This is a genomic window from Mucilaginibacter sp., assembly GCF_025362475.1.
Classification (GTDB): domain Bacteria; phylum Bacteroidota; class Bacteroidia; order Sphingobacteriales; family Sphingobacteriaceae; genus Mucilaginibacter.
Map to the genome: position 1 here is coordinate 37,660 of NZ_JANYGH010000079.1, position 12,457 is coordinate 50,116.

The 12,457-nt window shown below is 41.6% G+C and carries 12 protein-coding genes; 4 read left to right on the forward strand and 8 right to left on the reverse strand.

Translation table 11 applies throughout. The features are described 5' to 3' along the window. Positions 1-9 precede the first annotated feature (9 nt). Positions 10-336 (reverse strand): hypothetical protein, encoded by a 327-nt coding sequence (locus Q0R88_RS26625; protein WP_295721772.1) that lies wholly within the window; start codon positions 334-336, stop codon positions 10-12. Positions 337-601: 265 nt separating this feature from the next. On the opposite strand from Q0R88_RS26625, the gene Q0R88_RS26630 reads away from it, so the two are divergent. From Q0R88_RS26630 to Q0R88_RS26640, 3 genes are all read left to right on the forward strand, one after another. After that, positions 602-949 carry a hypothetical protein gene (locus tag Q0R88_RS26630; RefSeq protein ID WP_295721774.1) on the forward strand — a complete coding sequence of 116 codons (348 nt, stop codon included), beginning with the start codon at positions 602-604 and terminating at the stop codon, positions 947-949. 137 nt (positions 950-1,086) lie between these two features. Further along, positions 1,087-1,806, forward strand: coding sequence for a peptidylprolyl isomerase (locus Q0R88_RS26635; RefSeq protein WP_295721775.1), 720 nt, complete (start codon positions 1,087-1,089; stop codon positions 1,804-1,806). A 119-nt stretch (positions 1,807-1,925) separates the two neighbouring features. Beyond that, entirely contained in the window at positions 1,926-2,693 is a 768-nt protein-coding gene (locus tag Q0R88_RS26640) for an exodeoxyribonuclease III (RefSeq protein WP_295721778.1), read from the forward strand. A gap of 146 nt (positions 2,694-2,839) precedes the next feature. On the opposite strand, the gene efp is transcribed toward Q0R88_RS26640, so the two are convergent. The 7 genes from efp to Q0R88_RS26675 form a co-directional block, all read right to left on the reverse strand. Then, positions 2,840-3,403: an elongation factor P gene (efp, locus tag Q0R88_RS26645; protein WP_295721780.1), complete on the reverse strand. Its 564-nt coding sequence runs from the start codon at positions 3,401-3,403 to the stop codon at positions 2,840-2,842. Positions 3,404-3,763: 360 nt separating this feature from the next. Continuing rightward, a complete protein-coding gene (locus tag Q0R88_RS26650; protein ID WP_295721782.1) occupies positions 3,764-4,807 on the reverse strand; it encodes an NAD(P)-dependent alcohol dehydrogenase in 1,044 nt (347 codons plus the stop codon). A gap of 166 nt (positions 4,808-4,973) precedes the next feature. Further along, entirely contained in the window at positions 4,974-5,594 is a 621-nt protein-coding gene (locus Q0R88_RS26655) for an ATP-binding cassette domain-containing protein (protein ID WP_295721784.1), read from the reverse strand. Between the two features lie 113 nt (positions 5,595-5,707). Continuing rightward, positions 5,708-6,493, reverse strand: coding sequence for an acyl-ACP--UDP-N-acetylglucosamine O-acyltransferase (lpxA, locus tag Q0R88_RS26660; protein WP_295721786.1), 786 nt, complete (start codon positions 6,491-6,493; stop codon positions 5,708-5,710). Next, positions 6,490-7,896, reverse strand: coding sequence for a bifunctional UDP-3-O-[3-hydroxymyristoyl] N-acetylglucosamine deacetylase/3-hydroxyacyl-ACP dehydratase (locus Q0R88_RS26665; protein WP_295721788.1), 1,407 nt, complete (start codon positions 7,894-7,896; stop codon positions 6,490-6,492). Before Q0R88_RS26665 ends, lpxA begins: the two co-directional genes overlap by 4 nt. A 116-nt stretch (positions 7,897-8,012) precedes the next feature. Beyond that, positions 8,013-9,053: a UDP-3-O-(3-hydroxymyristoyl)glucosamine N-acyltransferase gene (gene lpxD / locus Q0R88_RS26670; RefSeq protein ID WP_295721790.1), complete on the reverse strand. Its 1,041-nt coding sequence runs from the start codon at positions 9,051-9,053 to the stop codon at positions 8,013-8,015. 116 nt (positions 9,054-9,169) lie between these two features. Continuing rightward, positions 9,170-10,411 (reverse strand): HD domain-containing protein, encoded by a 1,242-nt coding sequence (locus Q0R88_RS26675; RefSeq protein ID WP_295721792.1) that lies wholly within the window; start codon positions 10,409-10,411, stop codon positions 9,170-9,172. 280 nt (positions 10,412-10,691) lie between these two features. Between Q0R88_RS26675 and Q0R88_RS26680 the strand changes: the two genes are divergently transcribed. Continuing rightward, complete coding sequence (locus Q0R88_RS26680) at positions 10,692-12,245, forward strand: bifunctional response regulator/alkaline phosphatase family protein (RefSeq protein ID WP_295721794.1); 1,554 nt, start codon at positions 10,692-10,694, stop codon at positions 12,243-12,245. The last annotated feature ends 212 nt before the right edge of the window (positions 12,246-12,457 follow it).

A 12,457-nucleotide genomic window follows, 5' to 3' on the forward strand; every position in this document is an offset into this window, starting at 1 on the left:
ATAGATTTGTTACGAAATTACAGGAGGAGCCCTGCCGGCTGCAAGCACAAGCGACATGCTTACAAAATCATAGTCGCAAGGTTTAAAAACATGCATTACTGCAAGTTGTGGAGTTGCATATAAAGGGGTATCAATTACTGCAAAATTGTGGTGCATGGCATCGCACATATCGCATTTCTCCTTCACGGTTTGCTGCGGATGGCTGTTTGTTACCAGTTCTGTTTTGGAGATGCCTTTTATAAGCTGGTGCTGGTGCGAATAAACCATATACTGACCTGCAATAAAGCAGATGAGCAACAGCCACGAATAAATAATATTTGATTTATTTTTCTTCACACTTACAACCTTTTTTAAGGTGCGGCACAAAAATAAGCAATAAAACCACATAATTAATGCAACATTGTAACAATTGTGATAAGTTGGTAGTGGATAGTTCATGGACCAAGGCAGCCTAAGTCGTGATTATTGGGCCATCACTCATTAACTATCAGGATGTTTATAGGTATTAGTTTACAGTAGCTTTATGTGTTTACATCATGTTATTAACATTTCGCCATGATCCATGAAGTATCAACCATGAACTAACCCTATCTTTGCCCATATGAAACCTGCTGAAATTAATTTAAAGTGGACTGCACTGCAGGAACGCATTGCTGAAGATTTTGATAACGAAAAACCCGATATAAAGGTAATACTGTTTTTAATTGGTGTGCAGGAACTTGGCCAGGGACCGCGAAAGTTTAGCAAACGCCAAAAGGAAGAGCTGATGCATATAGCCAATTGCAAGCTGATGAGCATGATGGGATTTTATGAACTGGAAGGACTTGATCAGGATGGCTGGCCGCATTGGAAACTGATAAAAGTTATCCCCAACTACACGTTGCTTGAGCAGGAAATGCTCTTGAAATCATTAATAATTAGTTATTTTGAGGAACAGGGCGTAGTTTAACTGCCAGGTTTGAATCGGGGGTGAAGTTGGTTAAATTTCCTGTTCCTTAAATTTCTATAAATTCATACATTCGAAAAAACTTGGATCAGGTAACATGATGTACGTTTCCTGAATTTCAAAAAACTCTGCTTCAGCCAATGAAAAAGCTTTTTACAATAACACTGTTATTACTTACCATTACAGCCACAGCCTTTGCCAAGCCACCTAAAAACCAATATGTACGCATCAGTACCGGTTACGGCAGTGTCATCATCCGCTTGTACAATGAAACCCCTTTACACCGTGATAACTTTATAAAGCTTGCAAAAAAAGGGTTTTATAATGGCGTGTTATTTCACAGGGTGATCCAGAATTTCATGATCCAGGGAGGCGACCCCGACTCTAAAGATCCCAATAAAGCAAAACCCGGAGCCGAATTGGGCAATGGAGATGTTGGCTACACGGTACCAGCCGAGTTTAGAGATAGTTTGTTCCATAAGCGTGGGGTACTTGCAGCAGCCCGTGATGATAATCCTAAAAAAGCATCAAGCGGGTGCCAGTTTTACATCGTAGAGGGCAAACGCCTTAGCGACGCTAAAATGGATTCGCTGGAAAACGGCCGTTTAAAAGGATATAAAATACCGGCCTGGCAGCGTGAATACTATAAAACAGTAGGCGGCACCGCCCAATTAGATCATGGTTATACCGTTTATGGCGAAGTAGTATCTGGCATTGACATGGTTGATCATATTGCTGCGGTGAAGAAAGATAAAAATGACCGTCCGCTGGAAGATGTACCCATGACCGTGGAGGTTTTGAGCAAAAAGCAATGCAAGCAGCTGGACAAGCTTTTGAGCCCAGGCCCCCCAGCCCCCTAAAGGGGGAGCGATATATTTGTGATAGGGCTCTTCAATCATTACAGATATAATTAATATTGCGCACAAAATATTTTACAATAATTTAAATCAAAAATTCCCCCTTTAGGGGGTTAGGGGGCATGAAAATAATCACTTATAACGTTAATGGTATCCGATCTGCAATAAGCAAAAACTGGCTGGCCTGGCTACAGGCTACCGATGCCGATGTAGTTTGCCTGCAGGAAATTAAAGCTACTCCCGATGTACTTACCGATCTTGGGCTGGTAGATCAGTTGGGCTACAAACACTACTGGTTCCCGGCCGAAAAAAAGGGGTATAGCGGTACCGCTATCTTCTGCAAACAAACACCAAAACACATTGAATATGGCTGTGGCATACCAGATTTTGACCGCGAAGGCCGTTGCATCAGGGTTGATTTTGATGAAGTATCCGTAATGAGTGTATACTTCCCGTCGGGCTCAAGCGGCGACGAGCGTCAGGTATTTAAGTATCGCTTTTTAGATGAGTTTGGCAAATACCTTACCCTGTTAAAGGTAGATCACCCTAAACTGGTAGTATGCGGCGATTACAACATTTGCCACCGCCCCATCGATATCCATAATCCAAAATCAAACGCCAACTCATCAGGCTTTTTACCCGAAGAACGTGAGTGGATGGAGAAATTCATCGAAGGCGGTTTTATTGATACCTTCCGCCATTTGAATAAAGAACCGCATAATTATACCTGGTGGAGTTTCAGGGCTGGCGCAAGAGGCAAAAACCTGGGCTGGCGTATTGATTATACCATGGCAAGTACCGAGTTGGAAAATAACATTAAAAGGGCCGCTATATTACCCGAAGCCAAACACTCGGACCATTGCCCGGTTTTGCTGGAGCTGGAGTTTTAGGCCCCCCGGCCCCCTGAAGAGGGAGCTTATAGGGCTTATTTCAAGTTCGGCATGACACCAAGAGACAAAAAAAGGAGGGTTTGTTAAAAACAAACCCTCCTTTTTTATATGCTATTCAAAAAACTCCCCCTTCCGGGGGTTGGGGGCTACCCCTTTACTCTTTCCACATATGCGCCGGTTGCTGTATCAACCTTAACCTTATCACCAATATTGATGAATAATGGTACGCGGATCTCGGCACCGGTTTCAACTGTCGCGTTTTTTAGGGCGCCTGTTGAGGTATCGCCTTTAACGGCTGGCTCGGTATAAGTAATTTCCAGTTCGGCAGATCCTGGGATAGAACCCATTATAGGTTCTTCGCTTTCAAAAGCTACTATTACGTTCATGCCTTCTTTCAAGAATTTAACCGCGGGGCCAAATAATTTTTTAGGTATGCTATGTTGATCATAAGTGGTGTTATCCATTACAACTAATGAATCGCCCTCGTCATATAAATATTGATAATCACTGGTTTCAACACGGGCAATATCAACCTCCTCGTCGGTACGGAAACGGTACTCAACCAGTTTTCCTGATTTTACATTACGCATACGAGCCTGGTAAAATGCACGCAAGTTACCTGGTGTACGGTGTAAAAATTCCTCTACCTGCACTAACTCGCCATTAAAGCGAAGCACATTTCCATTTTTAACATCTGATGCTTTGGCCATAAAATAATATTGAGGCGCAAAATTAGGAATTAGATATGAGATGTGGAATATGAGAGATTAGATTTTTATGGAGGAGATAATCAGGTGGTTAGGGATAGGAATAAAGATAAAAGGAGCAAGGAATAAGGACTGAGGGATTATAGGTAAGCCTTTTATAAAACGTTATTAATTATAAAATCCTGAGGACTTTGAAGGAGAATTGCCGTTTTAAAAAGTTTGTCATCCTGAGGAACGAAGGATCTATTCGCAAGCTCTACAGAGCGAAGAAGCATAGCGGAGCAGATCCTTCGTTCCTCAGGATGACAAAAAGTTTTTTTAATCAATACATCACATGTAGGATATATCTATAATATCAAAAATCTACAGCGTAGCAATATCAATTACGAAACGATACCGTACATCACCTTTTTGCATACGTTCATAGGCAGTGCTGATATCTTTGATATCAATCATTTCAATATCAGATACGATGTTGTGTTCGGCGCAAAAATCAAGCATTTCCTGAGTTTCGGCTAAGCCTCCAATGCCAGATCCGGCAAGGCTTTTACGGCCACCCAATAAACTGAATGCCTCAATGCTGGCCGGTTCTGGTGGCACCCCTACGCAAATATGTACACCATTGGTTCTTAATAAAGACAGATACATGTTAAAATCATGTGGTGCAGAAACAGTATCCAATATAAAATCGAATGAGTTTTTAGCGGCTTCAATCTGTTTAGGATCGCTGGTTACCACAAAATGATGTGCTCCCAATGCTTTAGCATCTGCTTCCTTGCTTGGCGAAGTACTTAACACGGTAACTTCGGCGCCAAAGGCTACACCAAACTTAACGCCCATGTGGCCTAATCCGCCCAAACCTAAAACTGCAAGTTTATGGCCTTTTCCAACTTTCCAGTGCCTAAGCGGCGAGTAAGTAGTGATACCTGCGCATAATAATGGCGCGGTGGCGGCAAGGTCAAGTTTATCAGAAATATGAAGTACAAAATCTTCATTAACAACAATACTGTTGGAGTAACCGCCGTAGGTAGGTGTTTTATGATCCTGTTCCAGGCCATTGTAGGTTTGCGAACTGCCGTTTAAGCAATATTGCTCCAGGTCCTCTTTACAGTTTTCACATATCCTGCATGAATCAACCAGGCAGCCGGTACCGGCAAGGTCGCCAACTTTAAATTTTTTAACATGATCGCCAACTTTAACCACCCGACCAACAATTTCATGTCCCGGTACCATTGGGAATATCCCGGGAAACCAGTCATTCTTTATCTGGTGAAGGTCACTATGGCAAACGCCACAAAATAAAATATCAAATTGCACATCATGCGCACCAACTTCGCGTCGCTCAAAATCCCATGGGGCGAGGTCGGTAGTAGGTGATTGTGCTGCATATCCTTTTACTGGTATCATAAGTAGTTTTTTGTTTTAGTAACTAAAGATACGGGAATAGATATGAGATATTAGCTGTGAGATTTCAGATTTCGACCGGAAGTTGCTGAATTATGACAATTGCATGTGGAGGGAATAGCATAGCTCAAAATTTTCGACAAGACTGATTTTAACTTCCGTCTCAAATCTAACTCTTGTAATCAGATATGCTCAGCCGTTGTTTACAAAAACCATACTCATGTTCCTGGTTTGAGCAGATGATAGTGAGGCGACCTGTTGCAAACTGTTCAACCAGGCTTAAATACCAATCCACACCCTGATGATCCAGGTTGGAGGTTGGCTCATCGAGCATCAACATTGGGGTATCGGCACAAAAAGCCAGGATCAGCTTAAGGCGCTGTTTCATGCCCGATGAAAAATATTTAATAAGCTTATGCTCGCTTTTGGGCAGGTTTAGCAAATTGATCAGGTGCTTTTTATCAACCCCCTCTTTGTAAGCTTTAAACTTAAAATGAAAATCAACCATTTCACTAAGCGTAAACTCCTCAATTACCTCCAGGTATGGGGCGGCAAGACTTAAATATTGAAATACTTGATCAATCTCGATTTGTTTTTCCTGAAATGCAAAATCAATAGTACCAATTGACGGGGAAAGACTGCCGTTTAAAATCTGTAGCAAGGTAGATTTCCCCGAACCATTTGGCCCAAGTATGGCATATGATTCACCGCTGGTAAACGTATGGTGTATCCCCCTGAAAATCCAATCGCGGTTAAAGCGGCGGCCAATGTTATTTAGGGTGATGGTCATGTGTAGTCTGAATCAGAATTTACAGAATTATAGAATGCGCAGAATAGAGAATGTTGAACAAATTTACAGGATTCTGTTAATTCAAAAATCCTGTAAATTCTGATTCAGACAATTTAGCTATTCCCAAAACCCTTCATGATACCTCTTTGCGAATTTTGCAGGAAGTTGATGATTTCATCGCGTTCCACACTTGGGGTAAACTCGGCTTCGATGATGTCAAGGGCCTTACTTACATTATATTTTTTGAGGAACAGTATACGATATATCTCCTGGATTTCATTGATAGTAGCAGCAGAAAACCCTCTGCGGCGCAAACCAACCGAGTTGATACCAACATATGATAATGGCTCCCGACCAGCTTTGGTGAACGGCGGCACATCCTTACGTACCAACGATCCGCCGGAGATCATGCTATGCGCACCAATTTCAACAAACTGGTGAACGGCTGATGATCCGCCAATAAAGGCGTAATCATATATATTGATATGCCCTGCCAATTGTACCGCATTTGCAATAATCACATTATCGCCGATAACACAATCATGCGCTACGTGCACATATGCCATCAGCAGGCAATTACTGCCAATGGTGGTGGTATTTTTATCCAAAGCAGTACCACGGTTAAGTGTTACACACTCACGAATGGTTGTATTATCACCTATAGAAACAGTGCTTTGCTCGCCTTTATATTTCAAATCCTGGGGTGGCGCAGATACTACGGCTCCCGGAAATATACGGCAGTTTTTCCCTATACGGGCGCCATCCATGATAACCGAGTTGGAGCCTATCCAGGTACCCTCGCCAATTTCAACATCTTTATGGATAGTAACAAAAGGTTCAATCACCACATTATCGGCTATTTTAGCCTGTGGGTGTATATATGCTAAAGGCTGGATCATGCTTCTGTTCCTTTTACTTTTACAATTTGTGCCATTAATTCAGCTTCAACAACAACTCTGTCGCCAACCATACCTACGCCCTTCATAGTCGCAATACCTCGTCTGATAGGGGCCAGCAGATCGCAAATATAAATAATAGTGTCGCCAGGTACTACTTTACTTTTAAAGCGGGCATTTTCTATCTTCAAAAACAGGGTCAAATAATTTTCAGGATCGGGTACCGTATTTAAAACCAGGATACCCCCGGTTTGTACCATACCCTCAATTTGCAGCACACCCGGAAATATAGGGGCGCCCGGGAAATGACCTTTAAAAAACTCCTCGTTAATGGTTACATTTTTCATGCCCACAACATGGCTTTTGGTCAATTCCAATATTTTATCTATCATTAAAAAAGGCTGCCTGTGCGGTAGCATACCCATAATTTCAACCGTATCAAATACCGGCTTGGCATTAGGATCATACACCTTAACCTGTTTGCGGCTTTTTTCTTTTTTAATTAATGTTTTTATTTTTTTTGCAAAGGCCACATTAGCAGCATGGCCGGGGCGGGCAGCCATAATGTGCCCTTTAAGCGGCACACCAACCAGGGCCAAATCGCCTATCATATCCAGCAGCTTGTGCCTTGCAGGCTCATTCTGGTGGCGCAATTCAATATTATTAAGTATTCCCTGCGGGGCTACATTAATATCTTTACGGTTAAATAGTTTGGCAAGGTGGGCAAGCTCTTCTTCGTCCACTTCTTTATCAACAACCACAATAGCGTTGTTAAGATCGCCCCCTTTAATCAAATCATGCTTAACCAACATCTCTAACTCATGTAAGAAGCAAAAGGTACGGCATGATGCAATTTCCTTTTTAAACTCACTTATAGTTGATATACTGGCGTGCTGACTTCCCAACACCTGCGAGTTATAGTCAACCATACAGGTAAAACGGTAATCATCCAAAGGCATGGCCACCATTTCTACTTTGCGGTCGGGCTCAGAGTAATGAATATTATAAGGGATGTGGTAATATTCGCGGTCTGCTTCCTGTTCAACCAGGCCGGTTTCCAGTATTACATCAACAAACTGTATCGAACTGCCATCCATGATAGGCGTTTCGGGCCCATCCATATCAATTAGTACATTATCAACCTCTAAACCTACTAATGCAGCAAGTACGTGCTCCACTGTATTTACCGTAGCGCCGTTTTGTGAAATAGTAGTACCACGTGATGTATCTGTCACATTATCAACATCCGCGTCAATTATAGGCGAACCGGGCATATCAACCCTCCTGAATTTATAGCCGTGATTTTCGGGTGCAGGGTTAAATGTCATGGTTACCCTTTGACCGGTATGTAGGCCGGTGCCCGAAACCGAAACAGGTGTTTTAATGGTTCTTTGTTTTACATTCATTTTTTGTAGCGTTCATTGGTTCAATTGTTCATTAGTTCATTGGTGAATAGTTCATTATTGCCATCAGAAAAGACCAATGAACTAATGAACCGGTGAACCAGTGAACGTTTACCGAACTATTGCCCCTTCTTTAATTCGATAATTATTTTTTCTAATTCGTTTATTCTTTTCTCCAACTCGGGCAGGCGGTTTATAACCACATTTGACCGCATATTGGCATTGTATGATGTAGCAGGAGTACCGGCCCATTTTTTACCTTCCTCGGTAATAGAGCGGCTAACTCCTGATTGAGCCTGAAATTGCGTACGGTTTGCTATGCTGATGTGACCAACTAAACCCACCTGGCCGCCCATAATTACGTTTTCGCCAACCTTAGTACTGCCTGATATGCCTGTTTGGGCCGCAATTACTGTATTAGCCCCAATCTCTACATTATGGGCTATCTGTATCAGGTTATCCAGCTTTACGCCCTTGCGTATCACTGTTGACCCCATAGTGGCTCTGTCAATGGTAGTGTTTGATCCCACCTCCACATTATCTTCCAAAATCACGTTACCGATTTGGGCAACTTTGGTATAAGTACCATCAGGATTGGGTGCAAAGCCAAAACCATCGCTGCCAATCACCGCGCCCGAGTGTACCACAACATTATTACCTATTACGCAATCAAAATAAACGGTAACACCAGAGAACAAGGTAACGTTGTTTCCAATGGTTACATTATCAGCAATGTTAACATTGGGATATATTTTACAATTGTCGCCAATTTTTGCGTTAAGCCCAATGTAGGCAAATGCACCTATATAGGGCTCGGCACCAATTTGTGCAGATGGGTGGATAAAGCAAGGCTGTTCGATGCCTTTTTTATTGAGTTTGAAGGTATTGTATTTTTCCAGCAGAACCGAAAATGAGCTGTAAGCATTCTCTACCCTGATCAGGGTAGCGGTAACAGGGCCGGTAAGCTGCAGATCATTATTTATAATAACTACCGACGCGTTTGTAGTATATAAGTACTGCTCATACTTAGGGTTGGCCAAAAAAGAAAGACTGCCTGAAGTGCCTTCTTCAATTTTGGACAGTTGATGAACGGTTACCGAAGGATCACCTTCAACAGTTCCGTTAAGAAGAAAACTTATATCCTGGGCAGTAAATTGCATCGACAAATTTAAATGTTAAAATTAAAGCAGCAAATAATTAATTGTGAGTATCAAGTATCAAGTAGTTAGTATCAAGACAGCTGCATTGAAGCGCCCCAAAATCTTGATACTTGATACTAACTACTTGATACTTCAATTAACTCCTTACTATAGCAAAGTATATATTTTTTTACCGTTTTAGCTAATGCCTCTAAATTTGAGTTATCGCTTGCGGTTGTAATATCATGTACATGACCATCCTTCATCAATATGCCAATATTGCCATCGCCGGCAGTGTAGGCATTATTACGTATGGATGTAGTGAAAACAAAGTAACCTGCATCCTGCTCGCTTACGCTATATTTTTGCATCGCTTTTTTAATGAGCGAACTTACAAAGGCCTTATCCGGGCGTTTGTTGCTGATATCTACATGATACAATTTACGCTGTATCAGGTTCTGTGATAAGGTTGATAATATAAAATCATGATGCCCCGCCCAAACCTTTACCGCGGCCATAATATCGGTATCATCCAAACCGGCAAAAGTATCCAGGTGATGATCTTCGTTCATGAAAGCACCCCTGCTGATGTGGCCTTTGATAAAATGTTTTAAAGCGGGTGTGGCAAACAGATCCTCGCCCTTTAAGGTAAGCTCACGGCAGCGTTTAAAAATTTTTACCAGTAATTCCTCACCGGCAACCACTGCTTTATGCAGGTAAACCTGCCAGTACATCAGCCTGCGGGCAATCAGGAATTTTTCTATCGAATAAATTCCTTTAGCATCTACTACTATAAGATCGTCCTTAACGTTCAACATTTTAATGATCCGCTCTGAGCTGATCACACCTTCTGATACACCTGTAAAAAAACTGTCGCGGTTAAGGTAATCCAGCCTATCCATATCTAACTGGCTTGATACCATTTGATGCAGAAACCTTCGGGGGAAAGTATCATTAAAAATACTGATAGCCATGGTTAAACGCCCGCCAAATTGCTCATTGAGTTTATTCATGAGCATTGATGAGATATCCTCGTGATCAATCCCTTCAATAATAGTACGCTCCAACGCGTGCGAGAACGGACCATGACCAATATCATGCAGTAATATGGCAATGGTAACCGCTTCCTCTTCCTCATCGCTAATATTGTGACCCTTGGTACGCAAGGTTTCAATAGCCATATCCATAAGGTACATTGCACCCAGCGCATGATGGAAACGGGTATGCAGCGCACCGGGATATACCAGGTGTGTCATTCCCAATTGCTTGATGTACCTTAATCTTTGAAAGTAAGGATGCTCAATCAGGTCGAATATCAGCTCTGTTGGGATGCTGATAAAACCGTAAACCGGATCGTTTATTATTTTCTTTTTATTCAATGGGATCAATAAAGTGCAAAAATGTAAAACAAAGGTAAAATAAGCGCCCGATGTTTGTTAAATTTTGTTAATACCTTTACTCAGTGACAACAAAACCGTCCCTTTGAGGTTTTATTGTCTGAATCAGAAACGTCTGAACCGGAACTCATCGAATTAAAGAATTATTTGAATTTTACTTTAATGGTGAATATTTGGCAAGCAGATAGTTCTGTTTATTCCTTAATTCGATGAGTTCCGGTTCAGAAATAATTCTGATTCAGACTACTTAAATACAGATATTATGCAAGATACAACCATTTTATGGGCTGATGACGAAATTGACCTGCTACGACCACATATACTTTTCTTAAACGAAAAAGGCTACAAGGTTACAACCGTAACCAATGGCAACGATGCTGTTGATACTTTTAAGAGCGGCTATTTCGACCTGGTTTTCCTGGACGAAAACATGCCTGGTCTTACCGGCCTGGAAACACTGCAGCAGATCAAGAACATTAATAACGATGTGCCTATAGTGCTGATCACTAAAAACGAGGAAGAATATTTGATGGAGGATGCCATCGGTTCAAAAATTGATGATTACCTTATCAAACCGGTTCACCCCAAGCAGATCCTGCTTACCATTAAAAAACTTACCGAAAACAAACGCCTGGTTACCGAAAAAACAACCATGGCTTACCAAATGGATTTCCGTACGCTGGGCATGACGCTTAACGATAACCTGAGCCACCAGGAATGGGTTGATGTTTACAAAAAACTCATCTACTGGGAGCTGGAACTGGAAAAACTGGAAGATGCCGGTATGCACGAGATATTGACTATGCAAAAAGCTGAAGCCAATACACAGTTTTGCAAGTTTATTGAACGCAACTATTTAAACTGGATAAAGAACCCGGATTCGGCGCCTACCAGCTCGCCGCAATTGTTTAAAAAGAAAGTGTTCCCTAAAATGGATGGCAAGGGGCCTTTGTTTTTTATACTGATAGATAACCTGAGGTTTGATCAGTTTAAGATTATCAACCCCATAATTTCTGAATATTTCAGGTTAGAGGAAGAGGATACTTATTACAGTATTTTACCTACTGCCACGCAATATGCCCGTAACTCTATTTTTAGCGGCCTGATGCCTTTGGATATGGAAAAAAGATACCCGCAGATGTGGCAAAATGATGAAGACGAAGGTGGTAAAAACCTTTTCGAATCTGAATTTATTGCCGATCATTTAAAACGGGTGTTAAAAAGAGACTGTAAATACTCTTACCATAAAATACTTAATATTGATGAAGGCCGGGCCTTGAATGAATCGGTAAGTAACCTGATGAATAACGAGCTGAATGTGGTTGTATACAACTTTGTTGATATGCTATCACATGCCCGTACCGATATGCAGATGATTCGTGAGCTGGCCAGTGATGATGCTGCTTACCGCTCACTAACCTTATCATGGTTTGAGCATTCGCCTTTGTTTGATTTGCTTAAGTTTTTGGCACAGAAACAAGTGCGTGTAATTATTACTACAGACCACGGTACCATCCGCGTAAAAAACCCAAGCAAAATAGTGGGCGATAGGAACACCAATACCAACTTGCGCTATAAACAAGGTAAAAACCTTAATTATAATGCTAAAGAAGTATTCCACATCCGTAACCCGCATGATGCTATGCTTCCTAAGCTGCACTTAAGTTCAAGCTTTGTATTTGCTAAGGAAGACAGCTATTTTGTTTACCCGAACAATTATAACCACTTTGTTAATTTTTATAATGAAACCTTCCAGCATGGAGGGATCTCGTTAGAGGAAATGATAATACCGGTTGTAACCTACGGACCAAAATAGGAAGCCCCTCTAAATCTCTCCGCTGATTAGCGGAAGACTTTAAAAACATAAAAGGAAAGGCCAATCGTTTTGCGATTGGCCTCTTTGTTTACGCGTCATAGCGCAAACAATTTCGTGAAACGCTGAAGGTGAAATGACGTTTTAAAGGTTTGTCATCCTGAGGAACGAAGGATCTATTCGCAGACTGTACAGTGCGAAGATGCATGGCGAAT

Coding starts and splice junctions, on each gene's coding strand:
- efp (WP_295721780.1), bottom strand. CDS start 3,403: ATGGCCAAAGCATCAGATGTTAAAAATGGAAATGTGCTTCGCTTTAAT.
- Q0R88_RS26635 (WP_295721775.1), top strand. CDS start 1,087: ATGAAAAAGCTTTTTACAATAACACTGTTATTACTTACCATTACAGCC.
- Q0R88_RS26655 (WP_295721784.1), bottom strand. CDS start 5,594: ATGACCATCACCCTAAATAACATTGGCCGCCGCTTTAACCGCGATTGG.
- Q0R88_RS26665 (WP_295721788.1), bottom strand. CDS start 7,896: ATGAATGTAAAACAAAGAACCATTAAAACACCTGTTTCGGTTTCGGGC.
- Q0R88_RS26650 (WP_295721782.1), bottom strand. CDS start 4,807: ATGATACCAGTAAAAGGATATGCAGCACAATCACCTACTACCGACCTC.
- Q0R88_RS26680 (WP_295721794.1), top strand. CDS start 10,692: ATGCAAGATACAACCATTTTATGGGCTGATGACGAAATTGACCTGCTA.
- Q0R88_RS26630 (WP_295721774.1), top strand. CDS start 602: ATGAAACCTGCTGAAATTAATTTAAAGTGGACTGCACTGCAGGAACGC.
- lpxD (WP_295721790.1), bottom strand. CDS start 9,053: ATGCAATTTACTGCCCAGGATATAAGTTTTCTTCTTAACGGAACTGTT.
- lpxA (WP_295721786.1), bottom strand. CDS start 6,493: ATGATCCAGCCTTTAGCATATATACACCCACAGGCTAAAATAGCCGAT.
- Q0R88_RS26640 (WP_295721778.1), top strand. CDS start 1,926: ATGAAAATAATCACTTATAACGTTAATGGTATCCGATCTGCAATAAGC.